At 55.8% G+C, this 25,338-nt stretch carries 27 protein-coding genes and 1 riboswitch; of the genes, 20 read left to right on the top strand and 7 right to left on the bottom strand.

Translation table 11 applies throughout. The annotated features are described in order from the left end of the window. Nucleotides 1-46: 46 nt before the first annotated feature. The gene (locus ACR0BU_RS18995) at nt 47-844 is read left to right on the top strand and encodes a phytanoyl-CoA dioxygenase family protein (protein ID WP_480738500.1); all 798 of its coding nucleotides are present in this window, start codon (nt 47-49) and stop codon (nt 842-844) included. Nucleotides 845-849: 5 nt separating this feature from the next. Here ACR0BU_RS18995 and ACR0BU_RS18990 read toward each other — a convergent pair whose 3' ends face one another. Next, the gene (locus tag ACR0BU_RS18990) at nt 850-1,713 is read right to left on the bottom strand and encodes a hypothetical protein (RefSeq protein WP_480738498.1); all 864 of its coding nucleotides are present in this window, start codon (nt 1,711-1,713) and stop codon (nt 850-852) included. A 122-nt stretch (nt 1,714-1,835) separates the two neighbouring features. On the opposite strand from ACR0BU_RS18990, the gene miaB reads away from it, so the two are divergent. The 8 genes from miaB to trmB all read left to right on the top strand — a co-directional run bounded on the left by miaB (nt 1,836) and on the right by trmB (nt 10,309). Further along, a complete protein-coding gene (miaB, locus tag ACR0BU_RS18985; protein WP_480738496.1) occupies nt 1,836-3,155 on the top strand; it encodes a tRNA (N6-isopentenyl adenosine(37)-C2)-methylthiotransferase MiaB in 1,320 nt (439 codons plus the stop codon). A 180-nt stretch (nt 3,156-3,335) separates the two neighbouring features. Continuing rightward, on the top strand, nt 3,336-4,100 hold the full coding sequence (locus ACR0BU_RS18980; RefSeq protein ID WP_299082581.1) for an outer membrane protein: 765 nt from the start codon (nt 3,336-3,338) through the stop codon (nt 4,098-4,100). A 123-nt stretch (nt 4,101-4,223) separates the two neighbouring features. Continuing rightward, nucleotides 4,224-5,246 (top strand): PhoH family protein, encoded by a 1,023-nt coding sequence (locus ACR0BU_RS18975; RefSeq protein ID WP_298936577.1) that lies wholly within the window; start codon nt 4,224-4,226, stop codon nt 5,244-5,246. Nucleotides 5,247-5,283: 37 nt separating this feature from the next. Beyond that, nucleotides 5,284-5,778: an rRNA maturation RNase YbeY gene (ybeY, locus tag ACR0BU_RS18970; RefSeq protein ID WP_480738494.1), complete on the top strand. Its 495-nt coding sequence runs from the start codon at nt 5,284-5,286 to the stop codon at nt 5,776-5,778. 36 nt (nt 5,779-5,814) lie between these two features. Next, the gene (locus tag ACR0BU_RS18965) at nt 5,815-6,702 is read left to right on the top strand and encodes a hemolysin family protein (protein WP_299082579.1); all 888 of its coding nucleotides are present in this window, start codon (nt 5,815-5,817) and stop codon (nt 6,700-6,702) included. Continuing rightward, a complete protein-coding gene (gene lnt / locus ACR0BU_RS18960; RefSeq protein WP_480738492.1) occupies nt 6,699-8,204 on the top strand; it encodes an apolipoprotein N-acyltransferase in 1,506 nt (501 codons plus the stop codon). Before ACR0BU_RS18965 ends, lnt begins: the two co-directional genes overlap by 4 nt. Nucleotides 8,205-8,246: 42 nt before the next feature. Further along, nucleotides 8,247-8,295: riboswitch (SAM-SAH riboswitch) on the top strand. Nucleotides 8,296-8,300: 5 nt separating this feature from the next. After that, the gene (metK, locus tag ACR0BU_RS18955) at nt 8,301-9,482 is read left to right on the top strand and encodes a methionine adenosyltransferase (RefSeq protein WP_480738490.1); all 1,182 of its coding nucleotides are present in this window, start codon (nt 8,301-8,303) and stop codon (nt 9,480-9,482) included. Nucleotides 9,483-9,598: 116 nt separating this feature from the next. Then, the gene (gene trmB / locus ACR0BU_RS18950) at nt 9,599-10,309 is read left to right on the top strand and encodes a tRNA (guanine(46)-N(7))-methyltransferase TrmB (protein WP_480738488.1); all 711 of its coding nucleotides are present in this window, start codon (nt 9,599-9,601) and stop codon (nt 10,307-10,309) included. On the opposite strand, the gene ACR0BU_RS18945 is transcribed toward trmB, so the two are convergent. Further along, nucleotides 10,306-11,112 carry a hypothetical protein gene (locus ACR0BU_RS18945; RefSeq protein ID WP_480738487.1) on the bottom strand — a complete coding sequence of 269 codons (807 nt, stop codon included), beginning with the start codon at nt 11,110-11,112 and terminating at the stop codon, nt 10,306-10,308. The genes trmB and ACR0BU_RS18945 overlap by 4 nt on opposite strands. 195 nt (nt 11,113-11,307) lie before the next feature. Between ACR0BU_RS18945 and aroA the strand changes: the two genes are divergently transcribed. The 11 genes from aroA to ACR0BU_RS18890 all read left to right on the top strand — a co-directional run bounded on the left by aroA (nt 11,308) and on the right by ACR0BU_RS18890 (nt 21,642). Further along, the gene (aroA, locus tag ACR0BU_RS18940) at nt 11,308-12,654 is read left to right on the top strand and encodes a 3-phosphoshikimate 1-carboxyvinyltransferase (protein WP_480738485.1); all 1,347 of its coding nucleotides are present in this window, start codon (nt 11,308-11,310) and stop codon (nt 12,652-12,654) included. Continuing rightward, nucleotides 12,651-13,268 carry a (d)CMP kinase gene (gene cmk, locus ACR0BU_RS18935; RefSeq protein WP_298936585.1) on the top strand — a complete coding sequence of 206 codons (618 nt, stop codon included), beginning with the start codon at nt 12,651-12,653 and terminating at the stop codon, nt 13,266-13,268. The genes aroA and cmk overlap by 4 nt, the downstream gene beginning before the upstream one ends. A 273-nt stretch (nt 13,269-13,541) precedes the next feature. Continuing rightward, nucleotides 13,542-15,227 carry a tryptophan halogenase family protein gene (locus ACR0BU_RS18930; RefSeq protein WP_480738483.1) on the top strand — a complete coding sequence of 562 codons (1,686 nt, stop codon included), beginning with the start codon at nt 13,542-13,544 and terminating at the stop codon, nt 15,225-15,227. Nucleotides 15,228-15,453: 226 nt separating this feature from the next. Next, entirely contained in the window at nt 15,454-15,756 is a 303-nt protein-coding gene (locus ACR0BU_RS18925) for a DUF6525 family protein (protein ID WP_480738482.1), read from the top strand. Between the two features lie 266 nt (nt 15,757-16,022). Further along, entirely contained in the window at nt 16,023-17,699 is a 1,677-nt protein-coding gene (gene rpsA, locus ACR0BU_RS18920; RefSeq protein ID WP_120634326.1) for a 30S ribosomal protein S1, read from the top strand. Between the two features lie 271 nt (nt 17,700-17,970). Beyond that, complete coding sequence (gene ihfB / locus ACR0BU_RS18915; RefSeq protein ID WP_120634325.1) at nt 17,971-18,255, top strand: integration host factor subunit beta; 285 nt, start codon at nt 17,971-17,973, stop codon at nt 18,253-18,255. A 7-nt stretch (nt 18,256-18,262) separates the two neighbouring features. Beyond that, nucleotides 18,263-18,613, top strand: coding sequence for a lipopolysaccharide assembly protein LapA domain-containing protein (locus ACR0BU_RS18910; protein ID WP_299082561.1), 351 nt, complete (start codon nt 18,263-18,265; stop codon nt 18,611-18,613). A gap of 9 nt (nt 18,614-18,622) precedes the next feature. Continuing rightward, nucleotides 18,623-19,267 (top strand): phosphoribosylanthranilate isomerase, encoded by a 645-nt coding sequence (locus ACR0BU_RS18905; RefSeq protein WP_480738479.1) that lies wholly within the window; start codon nt 18,623-18,625, stop codon nt 19,265-19,267. A gap of 46 nt (nt 19,268-19,313) precedes the next feature. Further along, the gene (locus ACR0BU_RS18900; RefSeq protein WP_480738478.1) at nt 19,314-19,649 is read left to right on the top strand and encodes a DUF3291 domain-containing protein; all 336 of its coding nucleotides are present in this window, start codon (nt 19,314-19,316) and stop codon (nt 19,647-19,649) included. A gap of 67 nt (nt 19,650-19,716) precedes the next feature. Beyond that, on the top strand, nt 19,717-20,964 hold the full coding sequence (trpB, locus tag ACR0BU_RS18895; RefSeq protein WP_299082539.1) for a tryptophan synthase subunit beta: 1,248 nt from the start codon (nt 19,717-19,719) through the stop codon (nt 20,962-20,964). Between the two features lie 48 nt (nt 20,965-21,012). Further along, nucleotides 21,013-21,642 carry a class I SAM-dependent methyltransferase gene (locus ACR0BU_RS18890; protein WP_480738477.1) on the top strand — a complete coding sequence of 210 codons (630 nt, stop codon included), beginning with the start codon at nt 21,013-21,015 and terminating at the stop codon, nt 21,640-21,642. An 81-nt stretch (nt 21,643-21,723) separates the two neighbouring features. Here ACR0BU_RS18890 and hmuQ read toward each other — a convergent pair whose 3' ends face one another. From hmuQ to ACR0BU_RS18865, 5 genes are all read right to left on the bottom strand, one after another. Further along, nucleotides 21,724-22,044: a heme-degrading protein HmuQ gene (gene hmuQ, locus ACR0BU_RS18885; RefSeq protein WP_480738475.1), complete on the bottom strand. Its 321-nt coding sequence runs from the start codon at nt 22,042-22,044 to the stop codon at nt 21,724-21,726. Nucleotides 22,045-22,129: 85 nt separating this feature from the next. Then, on the bottom strand, nt 22,130-22,507 hold the full coding sequence (locus tag ACR0BU_RS18880) for a DUF2237 family protein (RefSeq protein WP_298936594.1): 378 nt from the start codon (nt 22,505-22,507) through the stop codon (nt 22,130-22,132). 9 nt (nt 22,508-22,516) lie between these two features. Beyond that, entirely contained in the window at nt 22,517-23,680 is a 1,164-nt protein-coding gene (locus ACR0BU_RS18875) for a serine hydrolase domain-containing protein (protein WP_480738473.1), read from the bottom strand. A gap of 82 nt (nt 23,681-23,762) precedes the next feature. Beyond that, nucleotides 23,763-24,446, bottom strand: a complete 684-nt coding sequence (gene pth, locus ACR0BU_RS18870) for an aminoacyl-tRNA hydrolase (protein ID WP_480738471.1) — start codon at nt 24,444-24,446, stop codon at nt 23,763-23,765. 219 nt (nt 24,447-24,665) lie between these two features. Then, nucleotides 24,666-25,319, bottom strand: coding sequence for a 50S ribosomal protein L25/general stress protein Ctc (locus ACR0BU_RS18865; RefSeq protein ID WP_298936597.1), 654 nt, complete (start codon nt 25,317-25,319; stop codon nt 24,666-24,668). Between the last annotated feature and the right edge of the window lie 19 nt (nt 25,320-25,338).

The following is a 25,338-nucleotide window of genomic DNA, read 5'->3' as shown; positions in this document are numbered from 1 at the left end:
GTATTGTTCCAGAGCAGAACAAGAAGGCTATTGAAAGGAGCCTGAGATGCCGCACCCTCTTGTTACCCAAACCATGATCGATACCTATCAGACTGATGGCGTTGTTTTGGTCAAAGGGTTGTTTACGGATCACGTGGACCAATTGCGCGATGGCGTCGCGGCGAACATGGCCGAACCCGGTCCCTATGCATCGGAGAACAAGAAGCAAGGCGAGTCTGGTCGGTTCTTTGACGATTATTGCAATTGGACGCGCATACCGCAGTTTCGTGAGGTGATAGAAACCTCCGCAGTGGCCGAGGTCGCAGCGGATCTGATGAATTCGCAAAGCGTGCAAATGTTTCACGATCATGTGTTGGTCAAAGAACCGGGCACGTCGATGGCAACGCCCTGGCATCAGGACGGCCCCTACTACTTTGTGGAAGGGCAACAGACAGTCAGTTTCTGGTCGCCGCTGGACCCCGTGAAACAAGCGACGCTGCGGTGTGTGGCCGGGTCGCATCGATGGGAAAAGGAAGTTCTACCAACGCGGTGGGTTTCAGAGGAAGGGTTTTTTCCGGATGAAGGCCAGTACATTCCTGCCCCTGATCCAGATGCAGAAGGGATGAAAGTCGTCGAATTCGAAATGGTGCCGGGCGATGCGGTGGCTTTCAACTACCGAACCTTGCACGGTGCACGCGGCAACCAGTCAGACAGCCGCCGCCGCGCGTTTTCGCTGCGGTTGGTTGGCGATGATGCGCGCTATGTCGAACGCCCCGGTCGTACATCACCACCGTTTCCCGGACATGAAATGACTCCGGGGCAACGCTTGCGCGAGGATTGGTTCCCGATACTGCTACAGCGTTGAGGCGGTCAGAACCATTGCCCAGATTCGATCAGCCCTAAATCGAGTAACTGGCGTGAGCTCCACTGGAACGGGACGGAGTTTCGCCAGCGAAAACTGGGAATGTCGAATGTGGACCCGGCGTTGCTTTTGAGAGCTTTTGCAGCCCTAAACGAACAAATGGCCGCCGTCATGTTGTGATGCCAAGGGCAGGAATAGGTGTTATATTCCGGTTCGTTAAAGGTGTGGTCCTGCAGAATTTCCAGACCCTTACGGGCCTTGAACAAAGCAATCCGGTCGATGCGCCGCCGTTCGTACGGGATGTGATCCTCGAACCGCCAGCGCAGGCCACCCGACATATCCAGCTGTCTATCCAGCGGCTGCCCGGTCGGATCATGGCGCGCGTGGGCATAATAACCGGTGCTGTCGAACATCGCCTGATCGGGTGCCACACCATTGGGAAAGCTGTTCAGGTCATCTGCGTACAGGTCGACGATGTGGCTAAGCATGGCATTGCGGCGTTCTTCGCTGTGGAATGTCAGCATTTCTCCAATGCTGCGTGTTTCGCAAAAGGGAAAAAAGAGATACTCGGCATTATAGCAGTAATACATCCAGATGCCGGGGGCCGCTTGGATGATCCGGTTGATTGTCTCGAACACAACGGATCGCGGCGCGCATTTCATCGTCACGCGATGGATGCGTTCAGCCAGTTTGTCGTCAAGTTGGAATTCGGCGGGCATAAACGCGATCAGAGACTTGAAGCCCAGGTTCAAATGATGACGCAAGGTCCCGTCCAGCTCCGTCTCATCTTCGGCAAAAACCATTGCGATGGGACCTTTTGCCAACGCGGCTTGGCCTGTTCTCAGAAAGTGATCGGGGGTTTCGTATTGCATCGCCGTTTTTCATTTGCGCCTTGCTGGAAAGTCCCGCCAAATTCGGGTAATTGCGCCTGCATTGCAAGCGGCGTTCGAAGCATATAGATGACGCCGATCCAGCGACTGCAAAGGCCCGATCCATGTCCGAACCGAAAAAGCTGTTTATCAAGACCTACGGTTGTCAGATGAATGTCTATGACAGCGAACGCATGGCCGAAGCGCTGGGCGGTCAGGGATATGTCGAAACTAAAAGCGCCGATGACGCGGATATGATCCTGCTAAATACCTGCCACATCCGGGAAAAGGCGGCCGAGAAGGTCTACTCGGAACTGGGCCGGTTCAAAGGCTTGAAGGCCGAAAAACCCGATCTGAAAATCGGGGTTGCAGGCTGTGTTGCACAGGCCGAAGGCCAGGAAATTATGCGCCGTCAGCCTCTGGTTGATCTGGTGGTCGGCCCTCAAAGCTATCACCGCCTGCCCGAGATGGAGGCCAAGACACGTGCGGGTGAAAAGGCGCTGGACACTGATTTCCCCGAAGAAGACAAGTTCGAGAAGCTGAAAAACCGCCCCAAAGCCAAGCGCGGGCCAACAGCATTTTTGACCGTACAGGAAGGTTGCGATAAGTTTTGTGCCTTCTGCGTGGTGCCTTACACACGCGGATCCGAGGTGAGCCGCCCAGCTGATCGCATTCTGCGTGAGGCGCAGGATCTTATTGAGCGCGGTGTGCGCGAGATCACGCTGCTTGGGCAAAACGTTAACGCCTATCATGGGGCTGGACCCGAAGGCGAAATGACGCTGGCCGGGCTGATCTGGGAATTGAACAAGGTCGACGGGTTGGAGCGTATTCGATTTACAACGTCGCATCCTAACGACATGGCGGATGATCTGATCGAAGCGCACGGCACTTGTGACAAGTTGATGCCCTATCTGCATCTGCCGGTTCAGTCGGGCTCGGACAAGATTCTGAAACGCATGAACCGCAGCCATACCTCTGACAGCTATTTACGCTTGATTGAACGGATTCGCGCCGCACGGCCCGATATTGTCATGTCTGGCGACTTTATTGTTGGGTTCCCGGAAGAGACCGAAGAAGATTTCCAGGCCACAATGGATCTCGTGGAAGAGGTCAAATACGGCTACGCGTATTCGTTCAAGTATTCGACGCGCCCCGGAACCCCGGCGGCAGAAAGGGCTCAGGTCGACCCGCAGGCAGCGGATGATCGGCTGCAACGCCTTCAGGCATTAATCACACGCCACCAAAGGGAAATACAGGATTCAATGGTGGGTCGAACTGTTCGTGTTCTGTTTGAAAAGCCGGGTCGACTGCCCGGACAGATGGTCGGGAAATCCGAATACCTTCATTCGGTTCACGTTGTTGCGCCCGAGATTTCCATCGGTGACTTGCGCGAGGTTCGGATCACCGAATCCGGCACCAATTCTCTGGCAGGCGCGTTGCTGTAACTCGGAAACTATCCGCCGTTCAGATTCCATTACCTGTGGTTGTTTCCAAAATTTACCCTTGATTTATTGCTTGGATCTATGTTCCGAGGGAAGCCAGGTTTTTCTAGGTGACCAATTGGATGCCCAGTAAAATCATATTGCGCCGACCCGCGAACCGGGTCGGAGCCATGGAGGGTACGAGTGACAGTTCTTAAGAGCTTCGTTAGTCCGAGCGTCCGGCAAGCTTTGCCGGTCGCGTCGGTGGTTACACTTTTTGCCAGCGCGACCTTTGCCGGTGACCTTACTGGGAATTTGTCTGATCCGGACGTCGGAAGCCCTAAGCGTTTTGGCAGTGACGTCAGTGCGTTTTATCTTGGTCTAAGTGGTGGGTACGGCTCAGGCGGCGATGACCGCTTTGGCCTTAGGGCACCTGCTGGCGTGTTTGAAATCGGGGAACTGGATTTGACCGGATCCTACGGGGGGATTCGGGGTGGTTGGAGGGGCGTTCTGCCTACCAGCATTGGCCGCGACTACGTCTATGGCTTCGAAGTCGGGTATGATTTTGGCACTCTCGATGACAACGTCACCAATCAGATTGGCGGAGATACGGTTCAGGGCAGTAGCGCAATCTCGGACATATTGTCGTTGCGGATCAAAAACGGTCTGACGAATCGCAAGGGCAGCGTCCTTTACTTTGTCAGCTTGGGCTATGTGTGGGGCGACATTGAAACGACAAGCAGCATCACATCCGGGTCGTCGCGTCAGGCGTTTGAAGATTCTGATCGCAGAGGCGGCTTTTCAGCCAGCATCGGGGCAGAACACAAGCTAAGCGACAATTGGTCGATTACTGGCGAGTACGAATACGTGCAGTTCCAATCGAAAGATGTCCAGTTCAACTCGAATTTTTCGACGAAATCGACACCCAGCTATCGCGGGCTGCGATTTGGTTTGAACTACGCTTTCTAGCCTCATTCGCCAGCAACGGGTCGGCGGTTTTGTCATTGGCTCAGTTATTTTTGATTCTGTGGCTTGCGCCCACCAAGAATTGTTGTCTACGCTTGAGGTGAACCGCCAAGACAGGAGAACGGATTGGCCATCGGTGCCCTTACCCCACCGCAGGATGAAATGCCCCAGCGCGAGGCGTTTGTTGAATTTCCAGACAATCGATTGTTGATTGACCTATGCGGTGAATACGACCGCAATCTGGCCGATATTGAACAGAAGCTCTCTGTTCAGATTATTCGCCGCGGCAATCAGCTTGCAGTGATGGGCGACGAGGAGGCCCAGAAACACGCGATCGAAGTACTGCAATCGCTCTATGCCAGATTGGAAGGCGGCCGCGACGTGGAAGCTGCGGATGTTGATCGAGAACTTCGCATGGGCGGGTCCGAACAGGGAACCGGCAGTCGCGACGGCGACCAGCTTGAGATGTTCAAGGGCGGTACAGTTGAGATCAAGACACGCAAGAAGCTTGTGGAACCTCGGACGGATGCGCAAAAGGTGTATGTCCAGTCGCTGTTCAATAACGAGCTTGCCTTTGGCATTGGTCCTGCCGGCACCGGTAAGACGTACCTCGCTGTTGCCGCTGGTGTTTCGATGTTCATCGGTGGGCATGTGGACCGGATCATCCTAAGCCGTCCTGCGGTCGAGGCCGGTGAAAAGCTGGGATATCTGCCAGGTGACATGAAGGACAAGGTCGATCCGTACATGCAGCCGCTTTATGATGCGCTGAACGACTTTCTGCCCGGCAAACAGCTGGCCAAGCTGATTGAAGAAAAGCGAATCGAAATTGCGCCGCTGGCCTTTATGCGCGGCCGAACGCTGGCCAATGCGTTTGTGGTGTTGGATGAGGCGCAGAACGCCACAACCATGCAAATGAAAATGTTCCTGACCCGTTTGGGTGAAGGCAGCCGGATGGTGATTACGGGGGACCGCTCTCAGGTCGATCTGCCGCGAGGTGTGCAGTCGGGTCTCAAGGATGCGGAACGGCTGTTGAAGACCATTCCCAATGTCAGTTTCAACTACTTCACGTCTAAGGATGTGGTGCGCCACCCGCTTGTGGCAGCCATCATCGAGGCGTATGAGGCCGACGCGGGCCGTGAGACAAGTTGATTTCTGATCCCCGTATGTGGGGCGTTGGAACGGCAATATGAACTTGGAACTGACCATCGAAGATGAACGCTGGCACGGATTGGAAACCCTTTCTCTGGAAGCTGTGTCCGCAGTTTTGCTGTATTGTGAATTGGACCCGGATATCTGCGAGGTCAGTGTACTGGGCTGCGACGACACGCGCATTGCCGAGCTGAATGCCGAATTTCGCGAAAAACAAACCGCGACCAATGTACTCAGCTGGCCTGCCGAAGATCTTGCCGCCGACGTGCCCGGGCACAAACCGCTGCATCCCCAGCTAGATTTCTCGGGCGAGATTGCGCTCGGAGACATTGCGATCTCTTACGATACCTGCAGTCGCGAAGCAGTAGAAGCGGGTAAATCCATGGATGATCACGTGACGCATTTGATCGTTCACGGGACGTTACATTTGCTGGGCTATGATCACATTCGTGACCCTGATGCCACCCTGATGGAAGAGGTTGAGGTCAAGATACTTGGCAAAATGGGTATTGATGACCCATATAATGGGTAAGGCGGGTTAATTCACCCGATCAACTGGAACAGGACAATGGGCGATACAGACGGCAGTTCTAGGGCGGCGCATAGCGCGCAACCGCAGAACACCAGTGAAGACATTAAAGAGAAAAACGGATTTTTTTCTTGGGTTTATGATGCGTTTTCCGGCCCGGCTGGGGAACAAAGTACCTCTGTAAACGGACATCAGGAAATGCCCAATCAACCCCGAGGTATGATCAATCTGCGCCGAATGCGGGTCGAGGATGTTGCAATCCCAACCGCTGAAATCGTGTCAGTATCCTCAACGATTGCCAAGGATGAGCTGGCGCAGGTGTTCCGTGACAGCGGTCTGTCGCGCATTCCGGTCTATGAGGGAACGTTGGACAATCCATTAGGTTTTGTCCACCTGAAGGATTTCGCGTTGACCCATGGGTTCAACGGCGGATCCACGCGGTTTGATCTGGTGTCCATGCTGCGAACTTTGCTGTTTGTGCCACCTTCGATGCCGATCGGTGTGTTGTTGACCAAGATGCAAACCGAGCGTCGTCATATGGCGTTGGTGATCGACGAATACGGCGGTGTCGATGGCCTATTGACGATCGAAGATCTGATCGAACAGGTCGTGGGTGAGATTGCCGACGAGCATGACGCCGACGAAGATCAGCTTTGGATACAGGAAAAACCGGGCTGTTATGTTGTTCAGGCACGTGCACCTCTTGAGGATTTTGAGGCTGAGATTGGCCGTTCTTTGACCAGCCATGAAGATGTGGACGAAGAAGAAATAGATACGCTGGGTGGTTTGGTGTTTATGCTGTCTGGTCGTGTTCCGGCCAGGGGCGAAGTCGTCTTGCACCCCGAGGGCCCCGAGTTTGAAGTCGTCGAAGCCGACCCACGCCGCATAAAACGGCTGCGTGTCATGCTTCCGGATATCGCTGCATGAATCCTATCCAGCGCTGGCCCTTTTGGCTGAAGCTTTTGGTTGCAGCCTTGTTGGGTGCGTTCGGCGCTTTTGGGCTGGCACCTTTCGGCTATTGGATAGCGACTCTGGTGGTGCTCATACTGATTGCCCCCTTGTTTTTGGCCTGCGAGACCCGCAGCCGGGCGGCGATGCTGGGCTGGGTTTTTGCGACCGGATATTTCGCACACGCATTAAGCTGGATCATAGAGCCATTTCAGGTCGATGCTGAACGGCACGCGTGGATGGCGCCGTTTGCCCTGATTTTCATGGCGGGGGGGCTGGCACTGTTTTGGGCGCTGGCTTTCTGGGTTTCACGGCGCGGAAATGCATCGGCACTAAGGCAAGGCGTGATGCTTGCCGTGGCGCTTTCGCTGGTCGAGCTTGGGCGCGGCTATCTTTTGACCGGTTTCCCGTGGGCTGGCGTTGCGCAAATCTGGGTTGATACACCTGTTGCCCAGCTGTTGTCGTTGATCGGGCCTTATGGGTTGGGGGCGCTGACATTTGCGGCAACTTTGCCTTTGGGCGCGGCTTTGTCGGAAAAAAGGTCCGTGCGTCACGTGATGTTTCCGGCTGCCTTTGTTTTGGGATGCGCGGTGTTTGCGCTTGGCTACTCTGCATTACGGCCGCCCGTGATGTTGAGTGACAACATCGTACGTCTCGTGCAACCCAACGCGCCGCAGCATCAAAAGTGGGATCCTGATTACGCGCCGTTGTTTTTTGCCCGGCAAATAGAATTCACGGCAAGCCAACCCCGGCCAGACTTGATTATATGGCCCGAAACCTCGGTGCCGGCTTGGTTGGGAAGCGCTCAGCCGTATCTGACTGCAATCGCTGACGCCGCGCAGGGAACGCCCGTGGTCTTGGGTGTTCAGCGTGGCGATGGTCCGCGGATCTACAATTCGATGATCTATTTGGACGAAAAGGGCCAACAGCGCGGGCTATACGACAAACATCATCTGGCTCCGTTCGGCGAATATGTTCCCTTGGGGGATCTGATGGCTCGCTTGGGTGTTTTTGGCCTCGCGACTACGACGGGCAATGGGTTCAGCGCGGGGCCAGGGCCGGCGTTACTGGATGTCGGCAAACTGGGTCGAGCCGTGCCCCTGATTTGTTATGAGGCTGTGTTCCCGCAGGACGTCAACGGGGCGCCAGATAGGGCGGATTTCCTGCTGCAGATAACCAATGATGCCTGGTTCGGAACGCGTTCTGGGCCCTATCAGCATTTGGCGCAAGCGCAGATGAGAGCGATAGAGCAGGGCCTCCCGATGATGCGATCGGCCAATACGGGGGTGTCGGCGATGATTGATCCGCTGGGTCGGATCACCGAGTCTCTTCCTTTGGGGCAGGCGGGGTATGTCGATGCGGTATTGCCTGAACCGCAGGCTAGGACGATTTATTCGTGGATTGGGGATAGCCCGGTTCTAATCGCGTTGCTGTTTTTGGTTGCGGTGCTGTGGCGCCGCACTCGGCACGGCTCACAGTAGTTTTCGATTGACCCTTTTGGTCAATGCGCGTATCCGATCCTTCGCCTGTCACAACGGCTTCCTGACGTGACGGAGACATCTCAATGGAGCACTTTTATGTCCCGACAGAACTACACATTTACTTCGGAATCCGTTTCCGAAGGGCATCCCGATAAGGTCTGTGACCGTATTTCCGATGCCGTCCTTGACGCATTTCTGAATGAAGAACCCGAAGCACGTGTTGCGTGCGAAACCTTTGCCACGACCGATCGTGTTGTCATTGGCGGAGAAGTAGGTCTGTCTGATCAGGAAAAGCTGCATGACTACATGGGCCGCATCGAAGAGATTGCACGCGCCTGTGTTAAAGATATTGGCTATGAGCAGGACAAGTTTCACCACGAAACAGTCGAGGTGACAAACCTGCTGCATGAACAATCTGCGCATATCGCGCAGGGTGTTGATGCATCTGATGACAAAGAAGAAGGTGCCGGTGACCAGGGTATTATGTTCGGTTACGCAACAACCGAAACGCCCGCTTTGATGCCAGCGCCTATCCAGTATTCGCATGCGATTCTGCGGCGTCTGGCGAAGGTCCGCAAAAACGGTACCGAGCCTACATTGGGCCCCGACGCGAAGTCGCAGCTTTCAGTGATTTACCGTGACGGTAGGCCCGTTGGCATCAGTTCGATCGTGTTGTCGACCCAACACCTGGACGAAGCTTTGACCTCGGACGACATTCGCCAGATTGTTCAGCCCTACATCACCGACACACTGCCAGAAGGTTGGGTGACTGCCGATACAGAGTGGCATGTGAACCCGACCGGTAAGTTCGTAATTGGCGGTCCCGACGGCGACGCTGGCCTGACGGGCCGCAAGATTATTGTCGACACCTACGGTGGTGCGGCTCCGCATGGCGGGGGCGCATTCTCGGGCAAAGATCCGACCAAAGTGGACCGGTCAGCTGCTTATGCTGCTCGCTATCTGGCGAAGAACGTGGTCGCTGCGGGTATGGCCGAACGTTGCACCATTCAGCTGAGCTATGCGATTGGCGTTTCCAAGCCGCTGTCAATCTATGCAGATACGCATGGCACAGGTCAGATCGCTGATGCGCAGATAGAAAACGCGATTGGACAGGTGATGGACCTGACCCCTCGTGGTATCCGCCAGCATCTGCAGTTGAACAAACCCATTTACGAGCGCACGGCCGCCTACGGGCATTTCGGCCGCGAACCCGATGCAGATGGCGGATTCAGCTGGGAACGTACCGATTTGGCAGATGCGCTGAAGCAAGCTGTCTGACCCAAAAAGAAAAGCGCGCCGATATAGGCGCGCTTTTTCATTTGACAGAGTTTCATTTGACAGAGTGCCGGTCACACACTTGCAACGCTGCTGACCCCGCAGTATGGCCTCGGGCCATGAGCTCTAAGACCCCGCAACGCCCCCGCAGAAACTTCTATGGCCGCTTCAAGGGCAAAACCCTAAAGCCCAGCCAGAAGACATATCTGAACGAAGACCTAACCGCCCTTTCGCCCGGCGCTGTGGATTGGGACAGCAATCCCGAGCGTGCCCCGCTTGACCTAAACGGTCTTTTCGACATTAAACCCGTTTGGCTAGAGATTGGGTTTGGCGGTGGTGAGCATCTGGTCCATCAGGCTGCACACAACCCCGAAATCGGAATCATTGGGGCCGAGCCTTACATTAACGGCGTCGCAATGTTGCTGGGCAAAATTCGTCGGGCAGGCCTCGAAAACCTGGCCGTACATCCCGGGGACGTGCGCGACCTGTTTGACGTTCTGCCGGATGCCAGCATCTCGCGCGCATTTCTTCTTTACCCCGATCCATGGCCCAAGACACGTCACCATCGTCGCCGGTTTGTCACGCCTGAACACTTGGAGCCGCTGGCGCGCGTGCTGAAGCCGGGTTCGATGTTCCGGGTCGCCACAGACATTCCCGACTACGTCCGTCAGACGCTCGAAGAGGTTCCGCGCGCAGGGTTCGAATGGTTGGCAGAACGCCCCGCCGACTGGCGCGAACCTTGGGATGACTGGATTTCCACCCGCTACGAACAAAAGGCCCTGCGCGAGGGGCGTACGCCCCATTACCTGACGTTTCGCCGCGCCGGTTAACTGTCGTTTAGCTTCTGGAACACGCGGCTTTTGGCAAACCAGGCGATCCCAAAGGCCCAAAGCGCGATTGCCTCGACAAAGAAGGTCAGGTTCAGGCTGTCCCACCAGATCAAAAAGCCTGGACCGCCGATTTTGCCTTTGAAGAACAGCAGCGCGACACATGCCAGAATGATCAGGCCGCAAATGCTGTATAGCTGGTTGCGCTGGCGTTTGCTTTCGATCATCACGCCGTTTCTTTCATGCCGTTCGGGAACCACCCGTTTCAACACAAACAGACAATAAAGCGCGAGGTAGATGAACAAGATGCCAGCCGCGACCAGATGCCAGTTACTGGCGGTGCTGAACAGGTTGAAGAATTCTTGATCGCTCGCCTCAGTCACGGTTATGGGGTCACCGTTTGTTACTTCAACAAAAACGCGCGACAGGAATTTATCTTGTCCTTCACATCCCGTGCCCAACGTTGGAACCGAGGCCACTATAAAGGCGCCGACACCAGCCACCGTGCTTAGCCTGTCCTCTATGAACATCTCGCCGGTATAGGCGATCAAAAACCCTCCGATGAAGTAGAGCAGGCCAACAAAGTTTGGTCCAAGAAACTGTGCATAGTAGAAATGACTGATGCTGTCGCGAAAGCAGCTTCCGCCAAAGATGGCCCCGGCAGCCAGAACGACTGGCAGACCGAATGCAACCAGACCTACAAGAAACGCCAGCCTTTTTTCGATATCGCTTTCGGGTTGGTGCGGGTCGGTTGGCTGAAAAAGTGTTCTGGGACCTCTGGCCAGCAGGGATGGAGCATCGGTCATAAATTTAGTCCTTCAACTGTTTACTGAGTTAAAATCGATAAAGATCAATGCTGGGATTTTACCCCAAAAACGGTATTTTTTCTACTGCCAGGACAGGCTTTTCACCTGGGCAGAGATTTACAAAGCCTTTGAGGCTGGACCAAACTTGGCCAATTCGCTAATCGGCTTGAGAATGGTAGCGCAAAAGGAGCCCCCATGTCCGGACACGGCACGCCCATCCCGATGACCTCTCATCCCTGCGGACCGCTGGCCGGCACGGCTGAGGTGCCTGGCGACAAGTCGATTTCGCACCGGTCCCTGATCCTTGGCGCGATGGCTGTGGGCGAGACCAAAATCTCGGGCTTGCTGGAGGGCGAGGACGTTCTGGACACGGCAAAAGCCATGCGCGCCTTTGGGGCCGAAGTTACGGACCACGGCAACGGCGAATGGACGGTGCATGGTGTCGGTGTTGGCGGGTTTGCCGAGCCTGATCAGGTTATCGACTGCGGAAACTCCGGTACTGGTGTGCGCCTGATCATGGGCGCAATGGCAACCTGTCCGATATCGGCAACGTTCACCGGCGATGCCAGCCTGAACAAACGCCCCATGGCGCGTGTCACCGAGCCGCTGGCTTTGTTTGGAACGCAATCAGTTGGGCGTTCGGATGGCCGGCTTCCCATGACCATCGTAGGTGCGGCTGAACCGGTTCCCGTGCGCTACGAAGTGCCCGTTCCTTCTGCTCAGGTGAAGTCTGCAGTTCTGCTGGCGGGTTTGAATGCCCCGGGCAAGACTGTGGTGATCGAAAAAGAGGCCACCCGAGACCATTCCGAACGGATGTTGGCTGGGTTTGGCGCAGAAATCACCGTCGAGGACACCGACGAAGGCCGTGTGATTACCTTGACGGGGCGTCCTGAACTGAAACCGCAAGTGATTGCGGTGCCGCGTGACCCGTCCAGCGCAGCATTCCCCGTTTGCGCGGCCTTGATCACCCCCGGTTCCGACGTTCTGATCCCCGGAATTGGCCTGAACCCGACCCGCGCCGGGTTGTTTGCCACGCTGCGCGATATGGGCGCGAATTTGACTTATGAAAACGAACGCGAAGAGGGCGGCGAGCCAGTTGCCGATTTGCGCGCGCGCTATTCGCCGGATATGAGGGGCATCAAGGTTCCACCAGAACGTGCCGCGTCAATGATTGACGAATACCCGGTGCTGTCGGTGGTTGCGGCGAATGCCACCGGCACGACGATGATGGGCGGCGTAAAAGAGTTGCGCGTCAAAGAAAGCGACCGCATCGACGCGATGGCGCGTGGTTTGCGAGCTAATGGCGTGACCGTGGACGAGGGCGACGATTGGTGGTCTGTCGATGGTCTGGGCATTGGTGGCGTTACCGGCGGCGGGACGTGTGAAAGCTTTCTGGATCACCGTATCGCGATGTCTTTCATGGTGATGGGCATGGGGGCCAAAACCCCGGTATCCGTCGATGATGGAGGCCCAATAGCCACATCATTCCCGATCTTCGAACCGCTGATGGCCGCGCTGGGCGCCAAGGTCAAACGCACGTGAGCTTTACGATTGCCATCGACGGCCCGGCCGCGGCTGGCAAGGGAACGATATCCAAAGCCATTGCTGCGCATTTTGGGTTTGCGCATCTGGACACAGGGTTGCTGTATCGCGCGGTTGGACGGCACACTTTACAAGGACTCGACCCTGTCGAAGCTGCGCATGCTTTGACCGCCGAGGAACTAGATCAGGGCGATCTGCGGACAGCTGAGATTGCGCAAGCCGCATCCAAAGTCGCGGTTATTCCCGAAGTCCGGGCCGCATTGGTTGATTTTCAGCGCGCTTTTTCCCGCCGCGCCGGTGGCGCCGTTTTGGACGGGCGGGACATCGGGACCGTCATTTGCCCGAATGCCGATGTCAAACTTTTTGTGACCGCCAGCGCCGAAGTTCGGGCCGAACGCCGGTTTCTTGAGTTGGAGGAAAAAGGCGCTGATGTGACGCGGGATCAGGTTCTTGCGGATGTGCGTGAACGGGATGCACGGGATTCTGAACGCAGTACTGCGCCGATGAAGCCAGCAGATGACGCCGCTCTGCTAGACACATCGGAGTTGAGCATCAACGCCGCCCTGGCAAAGGCCATCGAGATCATTGAACAGGTACAACACACAGCTCGTTGAGGTCCCAAACCTGAGTTGTGACGTGCCGGACTACAATTCTCCGACACCGTCTTTTGATTTCTAAGGGACGCATTTTTGTGCGGAGCCGAGGGCGTGGGGTCTGTCACTGCCGATCGCAGGACCGGACGTGCATGCAGGCCAGAGTGTCATAGACCCTAGCTGGATGCAGGAAAGTTGGTATAGTTTCGTACAGCAATAAGGGAAAGCTTCCGCACAAGCCCCAAAAAAGGGGAGGGAGCTAAACAATTCCCAAGCCAACAGGGACAGAACAACATGAATAATCGTTTGCGCAAAATCACAATTGTGGGCGGCGGGACGGCGGGTTGGATGACCGCGCTGATCCTTGAGATGGTGCTCTCCCGCACGTCGGCGCCTAAGGATCGCCCACGCATCTGCCTGATCGAAAGCCCAAATATCGCCACCGTGGGTGTAGGTGAGGCGACAGTGCCGCGCATGCCGGTCACACTCCGTCAGGCGGGCATTTCAGAGCAGGATTTTTTCCGCGAGACCAACGCGTCATTCAAGCTGGGTGTGAAGTTTTGCAATTGGAACAAGGATGCCAAGGGCAATCGCATTGACTACGTGAACCCCTTTGCCCACGGCCAGATGCTAGAGGGGTTAGAGGCCGCCGAGTATTTCTTGCGCTTTGGTAATGGGGATCGCGATTTTACGCAGTCCATCTCGCCGCATGACGATCTGGCCCGCCTTTGCAAAGGCGCGCGGCCTTTGGGTCAGCCTGAATTTGAGCAGCGATTTGGCTACGCGTATCATCTGGATGCGGTGAAATTTGCAGGCATGCTCACCAAGGTTTGCACCAAGCGTGGTGTGGAGCATATCCAGGACGAGGTGAAATCGGTTGAGCTGGATGAGCAGGGCAACGTCAGCCATTTGATGTTAGAGCGCAATGGCCGCCATGACATCGAGATGGTCATAGATTGTACCGGGTTCCGCGGGTTGATCATCAATCAGGCACTTGGCGAGCCGTTTATGGACTACTCGGATTATCTACCCAACGATCGCGCCTTGGCGTTGCAGATCGAGCATCCCGACCCTGAGAAGATCGAAAGTCTTACACGGTCTACCGCACTTGGCGCAGGTTGGACGTGGCGGGTGCCACTCTATAACCGTGTGGGCACGGGCTATGTGTTCTCATCCGCGCATCGTACGGATGATCAGGCGGCAGATGAATACCTTGAGTGGCTGGGTGACAGCGGCAAGGGCGCGACGCCGCGCGTGATCCCGATGCGCATTGGGCGTGTGCGCAATGCCTGGGTCAAAAACTGTCTGGCGATCGGTCTGTCCGGCGGATTCATTGAGCCATTGGAAAGCACTGCGATCCATATGGTTGATCATGCGGTGCGCTGGTTCGCCGAGCACTTGCCCACGCGGGACATCGCGCCGTCCCTGCGGACAAGATATAATCGGCAGATGAACAACCTCTATGACGAGGTTCTGGATTTTATATGTCTGCACTATCGATTGGGCAATCGCACGGACGATCAATATTGGATCGACGCACGCACCGAGATGAAGATACCGGATCGGTTGGCCGAGAACTTGGAATTGTGGCAGCACCGCCTGCCCTTGGAAAATGACATCGAGTTCGCCACGCTGTTTAACTTCCGCGTTTATCAGACGGTTCTTTTGGGCAAGCAGGTCTATGACACGGGCTATGGTACTGGCATCCGAGATCGTCTGCGACCATTGAAGAAACCGATTTGGTTCCATTGGTGGAAGGGCGCGAAAGTGGACCTTGTGCAGATACTCAAAACGATGCCGGATCACAAAACGCTGCTGCGCGATATCCGAGGGGAGTTGAAGCAACCAGCCTGTGGCATGGCGGCGGCGATGAAACCGACGGTGGCGATGCCGGGCGTGGTGCCAGCACCTGTGGCCATCCAGAACATGCCGAACTTCGCCGAAATCCAAAGCGGCGCGAAGGATTTGCAACTCTTCTAAAAGTTCATTGCGCTCCGTTCTGAGCGTTTTCTGAGGCAAAGATGGGGGCGGGGTATTAAATCTCCGCCTTCAGCATGAACTGATAGAAAATTGGTAAAAAGGCGAGGAAGCCCAAGCAACCGCAGGGGATACCATCAGCGTTGATGAGAGGAGTGATGCCTCTTGATCACGCTGAAAACAAAATATAATAACATATCCTAAATCGATGCCGAAAAGAGATATGTTAATGCCAGCTGCAACCGCTTTTTCACGTGACTTATGGCGTGGACGTCGAACCGGCCGAAACCTTCGTAGCCACCTGAAGCGCAGAAGGCGGCAAGGTCGCGCGATGCAGGCCTACGATACACTTCCGTCAACGTTACGACACTGGTTGGCCGAAGCTTGCCTGCCCTGGAGCCCCGCATCGGCACTGAAAATCTGGGAAAAAGCCGGAGGGGATCGCAATCCAGAGGCGGCGCTGGCACGGCTGGACGCGATCGAGCGGTCAATGCTGTGCCGTGATGCACGTATCTGGGAGGTGAATGCCTAAACCAATCAGGTGGGCTAATTCCTTGTAACCCATACAGCGCAGGGCTTTGCACTTGCACAATCCCGTCAAACGGCCTATACGCGCGCTGTCACGACAAGGGCGGTCAACGTCCGGATGACGTATCTGAGCAGGGCCGGGTTACCTCGGCCCTTTGTGTTTGTGTAATCGGATACGCCCGGGATCACGTCTGGTGGCATCATGAAACAAGACCGGCGGAGACAACCGCTCGGCCAGTAAAAACGTATTGTAAAGGAAAACACTGCCAGATGGCTGATACAACCATGGAGGAATTCGAAGCCCTCCTGAACGAAAGCTTCGAAATGGACACGCCCGAAGAGGGTTCTGTTGTCAAAGGCAAGGTTCTCGCGATCGAAGCGGGCCAGGCCATCATCGACGTCGGCTACAAAATGGAAGGCCGCGTTGATCTGAAAGAATTCGCAAACCCCGGCGAAGCCCCTGAAATCGCTGTTGGTGACGAGGTAGAAGTTTACCTGCGCGCCGCAGAAAACGCCCGTGGCGAAGCCGTCATCTCTCGTGAGATGGCCCGCCGTGAAGAGGCATGGGACCGCCTGGAAAAAGCATATGCCGACGACCAGCGCGTCGAAGGTGCAATCTTTGGCCGCGTCAAAGGTGGCTTCACCGTCGATCTGGGTGGCGCAGTTGCGTTCCTGCCCGGGTCGCAGGTTGATGTTCGCCCCGTGCGTGACGCGGGCCCGCTGATGGGTCTGAAGCAGCCGTTCCAGATTCTGAAAATGGACCGCCGCCGTGGCAACATCGTTGTTTCGCGTCGCGCAATCCTGGAAGAATCACGTGCCGAACAGCGCGCTGAAGTTATCGGCAACCTGACCGAAGGTCAGACCGTCGAAGGCGTGGTCAAGAACATCACCGAATACGGTGCATTTGTTGACCTGGGCGGCGTTGACGGCCTGCTGCATGTCACCGATATGGCGTGGCGTCGTGTGAACCACCCGTCCGAGATCTTGACGATTGGCGAGACCATCAACGTACAGGTCATCAAGATCAACAAGGAAACTCACCGTATCAGCCTAGGCATGAAGCAGCTGCAGGACGATCCGTGGGATCTGGTTGCTGCCAAGTACCCGCTCAGCTCGGTCCATCAGGGTCGCGTTACCAACATCACCGACTACGGCGCGTTCGTCGAGCTGGAAGCTGGTGTCGAAGGTCTGGTACACGTGTCCGAGATGTCCTGGACCAAGAAAAACGTCCACCCCGGCAAAATCGTTTCGACCAGCCAAGAAGTTGACGTCATGGTTCTGGAAATCGACGGTGCGAAGCGCCGCGTTTCCCTGGGCCTGAAGCAGACTCAGCGCAACCCGTGGGAAGTGTTTGCAGAAACACACCCCGAGGGCACCGAAGTCGAAGGCGAAGTCAAGAACATCACCGAATTCGGTCTGTTCATCGGCCTCGAAGGCGACATCGACGGCATGGTTCACCTGTCGGATCTGTCCTGGGACGAGCGTGGCGAGGATGCCATCCAGAACTACCACAAGAACGACGTGGTACAGGCTGTTGTGTCTGAAGTGGATGTCGAGAAAGAGCGTATCTCGCTGTCGATCAAAGCCCTTGGCGGTGACAAGTTCGCCGAAGCCGTGGGCGGCGTGAAGCGTGGCTCGATCATCACCGTCGAAGTTACTGCGATCGAAGATGGCGGCATCGAGGTGGAATACGAAGGCATGAAGTCCTTCATCCGCCGTTCCGATCTGTCGCGTGACCGCGCCGAACAGCGCCCCGAGCGCTTCTCGGTTGGTAACAAGATCGACGTCCGCGTCACCAATGTTGACAGCAAGACCCGTCGTCTTGGCTTGTCGATCAAGGCACGCGAAATCGCCGAAGAGAAAGAGGCCGTGGAACAGTACGGTTCTTCCGACTCGGGCGCATCGCTGGGCGACATTCTGGGCGCGGCGCTGAAATCTGGCGACTAAGCTAAGGCAGCGTCTTGAAGACGAATTCTCGGCCCCGCGCAGCAGCGCGGGGCCGTTTTTGTTGCGAATCAATATGTTCTGAAATCCCGGCTTAACTTGGGTATCATTCACGTATTACGTGTGGAAATACCGCCGACCGGCAAAGATTCGCGTGAGTTTGAGCAAAAATGATCCTCTGAGGTGAAGACTTTACGTTCCCCCGTTCCGGGTTTTTTCCTATACTGTCAGAACAATAGACATGTTAAACCGGCCGCCTGGGAGGGTATCACGTATGATCCGTTCAGAATTGATTCAAAAAATCGCCGACGAAAACCCGCATCTCTATCAGCGCGATGTCGAGCGGATCGTGAATACCGTTTTTGAAGAAGTCACAGATTCCATGGCGCGGGGCGACCGAGTCGAACTGCGCGGGTTTGGCGCGTTTTCCGTTAAGAAACGGGACGCCCGCGTTGGCCGTAATCCTCGGACAGGGGAAACCGTTCAGGTCGAAGAAAAATGTGTACCTTTTTTTAAGACTGGCAAGTTGCTCAGGGATCGATTGAACGGTAAAGCCTGACGTCATGATGCGTTATCTTCGATATGCTTTTCTGGCGGTTCTTGGAATCATCCTGATTTCAGTGTCGTTGGCAAATGTTCAGTCAGTGGAACTGAAACTGATGCCTGACGCTCTGGCTGAGCTTTTGGGCTTTAACCTGGCAACATCCTTACCGCTGTTTGTGGTGGTTCTGGGTGGTGTGGTTGCCGGTCTTGTCATCGGCTTCCTTTGGGAATGGCTGCGCGAACATAAGCATCGTCGCGACGCAACCGCCAAGAAAAGTGAAGTGCGCAAGCTTGAGCGCGAAGTCAAAAAGCTCAAGAAAAAGCAGAATGAAGGTCAGGACGACGTTCTGGCGCTGCTGGACGAGGCTAGCTGAGGCCGCTCAATGTCCGATGATGTAAGGCTCAAAGTTTGCGGTCTGACCGCACCCGAACATGTGCGCGCTGCGGTAGAGGCCGGGGCTGGCTATGTTGGGTTTGTCTTCTTCCCGAAATCGCCACGGCATCTTCAATTGCAAACCGCAGCCGGCCTGGCGCAATTGGTTCCTGCCGGTGTCGCAAAGGTCGCCTTGGTGGTGAATGCGACAGATGAAGACCTGGACCGCATCGTCTCGACGGTCCCTTTGGACATGTTGCAGCTTCATGGCAAGGAGAGCCCCGACCGTGTGGCTGAGATACGAGAGCGTCTTGGACTTCCGGTGATGAAGGCCATCGGCATCGCAGAGGCTGAAGACTTAACGGCTATTGATCTGTACTCCGAAGTGGCCGATCAGTTGCTGGTCGATGCTAAACCGCCCCGCAACTCGGAATTGCCGGGGGGCAATGGTCTGGCATTTGATTGGCGATTGTTGGCCGGGCGAAAATACTGGCAGCGGCCGTGGATGCTGGCCGGCGGATTGACGCCTGACAACGTAGCCGAGGCGGTTCGAATGACCGGTGCGCGGCAGGTCGATGTTTCGTCTGGCGTGGAAAGCGCGCCGGGCGTCAAAGACGTTGGCCTGATCAGCGCTTTTGCAGCGGCTCTAAAGTGATCTGACCCAAACTGCCCCGCGTATCCCTTGAACAGGGGGGATCATGATGCTGGCGGCGATCGGCGGTTTGTCTTTGAAACACTGGTACTCTGCACCCGAGTTCTACCGGCGGGCCAATCGGGCTCTGCGCCAGGCGCAGGACGATCATCTGTGTATGCATGCTGAAGTTTTTCGTCAGGACGCACTTTATTTCTCGCTGAGTGTTTGGCGTGATGCCGAAGCGATGCGGGCATACGCGCAATCCGGCCCGCACCTGCGCGTGATGCTGGCCGCAAGCCGCCTGGCACAGGTGAACAGGTTCTTTCATTTTGAATGCAGCGAGATTCCGTCTGCGGAACTGGCCTTACGCTATTGGTGGCAGCATATTCGCGCTGCTGAATGATGCGTTTTGCGATGGCAAATCCTGCCGTCACCTCCTATGAACAACACGTACGACGAGGGAGTCACCCATGGCCAACGATCTTTTCAATTCCTTCATGTCCGGTCCTGACGAGCAGGGGCGCTTCGGCATTTTTGGCGGGCGGTTCGTAAGCGAAACGCTGATGCCGCTGATCCTGTCACTGGAAGAAGAGTATGAGAAGGCCAAGGACGACGCGACATTCTGGGCCGAGATGGATGATCTCTGGGCCAACTATGTGGGCCGCCCCTCACCACTGTATTTCGCCGAACGCCTGACCGATCATCTGGGTGGTGCGAAAATTTACCTTAAGCGCGATGAGCTAAACCATACGGGCGCCCACAAGATCAACAATGTGCTTGGTCAGATCATCTTGGCGCGTCGCATGGGTAAGACCCGGATCATTGCTGAAACGGGCGCCGGGCAGCACGGAGTGGCAACGGCCACGGTCTGCGCCAAATTTGGTCTGAAATGCGTGGTATATATGGGCGCGCATGACGTGCAGCGCCAAGCACCAAACGTGTTCCGCATGCGCTTGCTGGGGGCCGAGGTGATTCCGGTAACCTCGGGCCGTGGGACGCTGAAAGATGCAATGAATGATGCGCTGCGCGATTGGGTCACCAACGTGCGTGACACGTTCTATTGCATCGGCACAGTGGCGGGTCCGCACCCTTATCCGGCGATGGTTCGCGATTTCCAATCGATCATCGGCAAAGAAGCCAAGGAACAGATGCATAGGGCCGAAGGCCGTCTGCCTGACACGATCATTGCCGCCATCGGTGGCGGGTCGAACGCGATGGGCCTGTTTTATCCGTTCTTGGACGACAAATCCGTGAACATCATTGGTGTCGAAGCAGGTGGTAAAGGCGTTAACGAAAAGATGGAGCACTGCGCCTCGCTGACAGGGGGGCGTCCAGGGGTTCTGCATGGCAATCGAACCTATCTTTTGCAGGACGATGATGGCCAGATTCTCGAAGGGTATTCGATCTCGGCTGGTCTGGACTATCCTGGCATCGGGCCAGAACATTCGTGGCTGCATGAAATTGGCCGTGCGCAATATGTCTCGATCACCGATGTCGAGGCGCTGGAGGCATTCCAGCTGTGCTGTGCGACCGAAGGCATTATCCCGGCTTTGGAACCCAGCCATGCCCTTGCTCATGTGATGAAAATCGCGCCTGAACTGCCAAAGGATCACATCATCTGCATGAACATGTGTGGACGGGGTGACAAGGATGTGCAGACAGTTGCCAAGTACCTGAACTTTGATATGTCGGATACCGAAGGGCGTTCCGCTGGCTGAGCCCATCCGGGCTTTGCGTCCGGTGCGTTTCGTGCCAGGCTTTGTGGCATGGGCGATTCCTCCTCATCAATCCCTGCGCGGCTTGACCAGAAATATGACGCCGTCGCCCACGGGTGGGCGGACAAGGTGCGGCTGCTTGGCTACTTCGACGCGTATTTAGGATTTTTCTCGGGGGGGTCGTCTGAGGACCTTGGTTACAATGCACTGGACGTGGGCTGCGGTACTGGCGCCTTTGCCGAAGCGCGCGCAGTAATACGCTCTGAGGGTCGGGTCACCTTGATGGAACCCTCCGGCAAGATGCTGATGCGTGCGGAGCAGGCGTTGAGTCGTAGGGGCATGGCTGCGGAAACAGCCAAAACCCGGTTGGAAGATTTTCGGTCAACCGACCCCTTTGATTGCGTGTTGGCCGCACATGTTTTGGAACACTGCCAAGATCCAATATCGGCACTGCGCCAAATGCGCGATTTGGCGGCCCCAACTGCCAAGCTCTGGCTCGTTGTCAGTAAGCCGCATTGGTGCAACGCAATCATTTGGTTTCAATGGCGGCACCGTTCATACAGGCCAGAGAAAGTCGCTGAGATGCTCGCAGAATCAGGTTGGCTTCTGGAAGCGCAGCACAGTTTCCCGACCGGCCCGCCGTCGCGTACGTCTCGGGGATACTTGGCTAGAGCGGTTTAAGCGCCAGATCGACTTGTGTTGATGGTTTTGATGAGAAACTAACAATCCCGTAACCAGTCCCGTTCGGTTTTCAGGACCTTGTCAGCCTTCGTGCAGGACGGTTTCGAACCCTTCGAACTGCGGTGGACCCATCAGGGCGGATTGGGTGTTGCTGTTTCCGGCGTTTCTATGCGCATCGCGGAACTGTTCCGATTTGGTCCATGCCTCGAAATCTTCGCGGCGGTCCCAGATGACATGGCTGGAGTAAAGGCGATAACCGTCCCCTTCCGGCCCTTTCAGCAAACGGAATTCCTGAAACCCCGGCAGTTCGTTCAGGCGGCTCTGACGCTCTTTCCAGACGTTTTCGAAATCTGCTTCGCTGCCCAGACGGACCTTGAAGCGGTTCATAGCAATAAAGCTCATGTCAAACCTCATTCGTTCATCATTTAGGCTGGCTGAAAAGAATGTTGGCTGGCTATGGGCCATAGAGAATATTCTGAACCAGGCGTCAATCCACGTTGACCGAGTGTTGCTGCAGAATGGTCAGCGGCACAATGTCCAATGCGCGCTTATGGGTGGCCTCCAGATGCACTTTGGGCGCGCACCCTTCGTCATGGGCCTGCAGAAATCGGCTGGCGCACAGGCACCAACTGTCATCGGGGTTGAGGCCGGCAAAATCGAACTCGGGCCTGGGTGTGCTCAGGTCATTGCCGACATATTTTGAAAACGCCAAGAACTCGGCAGTCATGACGGCGCACACGGTATGGCTGCCTTGATCTTCGGGGCAGGTGTTGCAGGCCCCATCCCGAAAGAAACCCGTCAGCGGATCGCGAGAGCAGGGGGCCAACACACCCCCCAGTACGTTTACACTGTCTTGCTTTTGCATAGATGCATCTTACAGGTTTCGGGCGATATTGCGGAACATTTCGATATTCTGATTGTTTACACCCGGCTCACGGAATTTTCGATCCGCCCCGGTTGAGACGATCAGCACACCGCGAGGTTGATCAAAGTAAATGTATTGCCCATAGACACCGCGGGCCAGGAACTCTCCATCTTGCGCGCCAACCGGTATCCACCATTGATAGCCATAACCTGTCTGGTCAGGTTTGGTTGGTGCGCTGGCTCGCGTAGCCTCGGCGATCCATTCTGCCGGCACAAGTTGTTGCCCGTTATGAGCACCATTTTGTAGAATCATTTGCCCGAAACGGGCAAAATCTCGGGTGGTGAAGTTCAATCCGCCCAGCACAAATGCCACTCCAGCCCCGTCAGTGATGTAGTAACCATCGCGTTCGAGGCCGAGTGGCTCAGTGATCTTTTCGGTCAACAGCTCGGACACGCTGCGCCCGGTTGCGCCGCGGATCACCATGCCAATCACATGAGTGTCGATCGACACGTATTGCCAGGTTTCGCCCGGGTTCGCGAAGCTGTCCTGCAACGAGGCTGCAAAATCATCCAGCTCTCCACCCAGCGCGACGACACGGCCCATACGGTTGATGTCTGATTTCGGATCCAGGTAGTCTTCGTCAAAGGTGACGCCGCTGGCCATGTTCAGCACATTTCGGATCGTTGCGTCTTCGTAAGCGCTGCCGTTCAACTGAGGAGCGTAATCGACGACCCGATCGTCCAGCGACGCGATCGCGCCTTCGTCTATCAGAACCCCGAGCAGGGCCGACAGATAGCTTTTGGCAACAGACCACGAGATCCGCCGGTCTTCGGGCGAAGTGCCTAAGTAGTATTCTTCGAACCGAATGCGCCCGTCCTGCATTATCAGCAAGGATGTGACGGATCGTTCATCAATCCAGGTATCGGTGCCTTCGGGCAGCTCAAAGCCGGCACCATATGACAGCTCGGACGTCGGGGCATTGCCGCGCGGCAAATCAACTGTCAGGAAAGCCTCGTTCATATGCGAAAAGTTGTGGACAATCATTTCTTCGGAAAACAGCGAGTTCACAGCCATCAGGCGCTGTATTTCTTCGCGTTTCCAAGCACCGACAACAACTGCGGCCAGCACCAATGCCAGAACAATCCGCAGCAGCCATTTGATAACCGTTCTCATATGATGCCTCCCTCTTCGCTCAGCATTGGAGCGCGAGACAGTTCAATCCGCAATCAAGACGTTACGGAAAGGTGAGGCGCGCCTATTTGAACTTGTCCAGAAGCTTCTGCATAGTTGAACGATCGTCGCTCAGCGGTTCTGGCTTTGCTTCAGGTTTAGGATCGGTTTTGGCGGGCGCAGGGGTCTTGGATGACCGCGCCGGTGCTGTGCACAAGGCGACGGCGTTCATGAATTTCCCGCCTTCATCCTGTGCCAAATGATTGGCGCCGTCCGAAACACCGCGCAATACCTCGCTTAGCCAGTCGCCCTCGGACTTCGCAAAATCACTAAGCACATAGGGTGAGACCATTTCTTTTCGACCAGGGTGCCCGATACCCAACCTAACCCGGTCATAGGCCGCGCCGATATGCTCGTGGATGGAACGCAAGCCGTTGTGCCCGGCATGACCACCACCGGCCTTAACACGCACCTTGCCGGGGATAAGGTCCAATTCGTCGTGAAAAACTGTCACGTCGGTTGAGTCGAGCTTGTAGAAACGCATCGCTTCGCCCACTGACTGACCCGAACGGTTCATGAAGGTTTGCGGCTTCAGCAGCAGGACTTTCTCAGTGCCCAACCGACCTTCTGCGATGTCGCCCTGAAACTTTGATTTCCATGGGCCAAACCCGTGATCCTCGGCAATTTGGTCCAAGGCCATGAAACCAATATTGTGCCGGTTCCGGGCATATTTCTGCCCCGGATTTCCCAGTCCGACAAATAGTTTCATTGTGCTGCCCCACGGGTCAAAGTTCGTCTGCCCCCTCATGCCCGGATTTCGTTCGAAAATCCAGATGGGCCGGTTTGAAAATCACGGGATGATTTACGGCCATCTATGGCTTGGCCGAAGAAGCCGATTAGGCAAAACTGCGTTGATCATCGAAGTTGCAACAAAAAACGGGGCTCTAAGAAGAGCCCCGTTAGAAAATCTGGATAGTGGTATCCGGATTTATTCTTCTTCTTCCTGTCCGACGACTTCGACTTCGTCAGCTGCGACTTCATCTTCACCTTCTTCATCGTCGTCTGTCGCCAGACCCGTCGGTGCCGAGATGTTGGCGATCACGAAATCACGGTCGATGGTCGGCTTGGTGCCAGCTGGCAGCTCAACAGACGAAATGGTCGCAACGTCGTTGATGTTCATGCCGGTCAGATCAACGGTGATCTTTTCAGGGATCTCGCCTGCTGTGCAAACCAACTCAACTTCAGGACGGACAACGGTCACAACGCCGCCCTTCTTGACGCCGGGAGCTTCTTCTTCGTTGATAAACTCAACCGGGATGAACAGCGCGATCTTGGTGGTCCGGCGCAGGCGCATCAGGTCCAGGTGTGTCGGCAGATCTTTGACGACATCACGCTGAACGTCGCGGCAGATAACGCGAACGTCTTCGTGACCGTCAACCTTCAGGTTCCACAGCGTCGACTTGAACCGGCCCGCTTTCAGGCGCTTGAACAGTTCGTTGAACGGGATCTGGATTGCCAGCGGGTCTTTGTCGCCGCCAAATACAACGCCCGGAACCATGCCGTCGCGGCGTGTTTGACGAGCGGCGCCCTTGCCTGTCCCCGTCCGTTCCAGAGCTACGAGATCAGGAATCTCACCAGCCATGATATATCTCCAATGTTAG

This window comes from Ruegeria sp. CK2 (genome assembly GCF_056536585.1).
Note: the sequence above shows the minus strand (reverse complement) of the source record. Positions and strands in the feature narration are given on the sequence as shown.

What these genes read in the sequence shown, in the direction of transcription:
- ACR0BU_RS18900 (WP_480738478.1), top strand. Translation starts at nt 19,314, where the DNA reads ATGCTGGCGGCGATCGGCGGTTTGTCTTTGAAACACTGGTACTCTGCA.
- ACR0BU_RS18925 (WP_480738482.1), top strand. Translation starts at nt 15,454, where the DNA reads ATGCCAGCTGCAACCGCTTTTTCACGTGACTTATGGCGTGGACGTCGA.
- rpsA (WP_120634326.1), top strand. Translation starts at nt 16,023, where the DNA reads ATGGCTGATACAACCATGGAGGAATTCGAAGCCCTCCTGAACGAAAGC.
- pth (WP_480738471.1), bottom strand. Translation starts at nt 24,446, where the DNA reads ATGAAACTATTTGTCGGACTGGGAAATCCGGGGCAGAAATATGCCCGG.
- metK (WP_480738490.1), top strand. Translation starts at nt 8,301, where the DNA reads ATGTCCCGACAGAACTACACATTTACTTCGGAATCCGTTTCCGAAGGG.
- miaB (WP_480738496.1), top strand. Translation starts at nt 1,836, where the DNA reads ATGTCCGAACCGAAAAAGCTGTTTATCAAGACCTACGGTTGTCAGATG.
- ACR0BU_RS18890 (WP_480738477.1), top strand. Translation starts at nt 21,013, where the DNA reads ATGGGCGATTCCTCCTCATCAATCCCTGCGCGGCTTGACCAGAAATAT.
- ACR0BU_RS18905 (WP_480738479.1), top strand. Translation starts at nt 18,623, where the DNA reads ATGTCCGATGATGTAAGGCTCAAAGTTTGCGGTCTGACCGCACCCGAA.
- ACR0BU_RS18945 (WP_480738487.1), bottom strand. Translation starts at nt 11,112, where the DNA reads ATGACCGATGCTCCATCCCTGCTGGCCAGAGGTCCCAGAACACTTTTT.
- aroA (WP_480738485.1), top strand. Translation starts at nt 11,308, where the DNA reads ATGTCCGGACACGGCACGCCCATCCCGATGACCTCTCATCCCTGCGGA.
- ACR0BU_RS18965 (WP_299082579.1), top strand. Translation starts at nt 5,815, where the DNA reads ATGGGCGATACAGACGGCAGTTCTAGGGCGGCGCATAGCGCGCAACCG.
- ACR0BU_RS18875 (WP_480738473.1), bottom strand. Translation starts at nt 23,680, where the DNA reads ATGAGAACGGTTATCAAATGGCTGCTGCGGATTGTTCTGGCATTGGTG.
- trpB (WP_299082539.1), top strand. Translation starts at nt 19,717, where the DNA reads ATGGCCAACGATCTTTTCAATTCCTTCATGTCCGGTCCTGACGAGCAG.
- ACR0BU_RS18930 (WP_480738483.1), top strand. Translation starts at nt 13,542, where the DNA reads ATGAATAATCGTTTGCGCAAAATCACAATTGTGGGCGGCGGGACGGCG.
- lnt (WP_480738492.1), top strand. Translation starts at nt 6,699, where the DNA reads ATGAATCCTATCCAGCGCTGGCCCTTTTGGCTGAAGCTTTTGGTTGCA.
- trmB (WP_480738488.1), top strand. Translation starts at nt 9,599, where the DNA reads ATGAGCTCTAAGACCCCGCAACGCCCCCGCAGAAACTTCTATGGCCGC.
- ACR0BU_RS18990 (WP_480738498.1), bottom strand. Translation starts at nt 1,713, where the DNA reads ATGCAATACGAAACCCCCGATCACTTTCTGAGAACAGGCCAAGCCGCG.
- ihfB (WP_120634325.1), top strand. Translation starts at nt 17,971, where the DNA reads ATGATCCGTTCAGAATTGATTCAAAAAATCGCCGACGAAAACCCGCAT.
- ACR0BU_RS18865 (WP_298936597.1), bottom strand. Translation starts at nt 25,319, where the DNA reads ATGGCTGGTGAGATTCCTGATCTCGTAGCTCTGGAACGGACGGGGACA.
- ybeY (WP_480738494.1), top strand. Translation starts at nt 5,284, where the DNA reads ATGAACTTGGAACTGACCATCGAAGATGAACGCTGGCACGGATTGGAA.
- ACR0BU_RS18880 (WP_298936594.1), bottom strand. Translation starts at nt 22,507, where the DNA reads ATGCAAAAGCAAGACAGTGTAAACGTACTGGGGGGTGTGTTGGCCCCC.
- ACR0BU_RS18910 (WP_299082561.1), top strand. Translation starts at nt 18,263, where the DNA reads ATGCGTTATCTTCGATATGCTTTTCTGGCGGTTCTTGGAATCATCCTG.
- hmuQ (WP_480738475.1), bottom strand. Translation starts at nt 22,044, where the DNA reads ATGAGCTTTATTGCTATGAACCGCTTCAAGGTCCGTCTGGGCAGCGAA.
- ACR0BU_RS18995 (WP_480738500.1), top strand. Translation starts at nt 47, where the DNA reads ATGCCGCACCCTCTTGTTACCCAAACCATGATCGATACCTATCAGACT.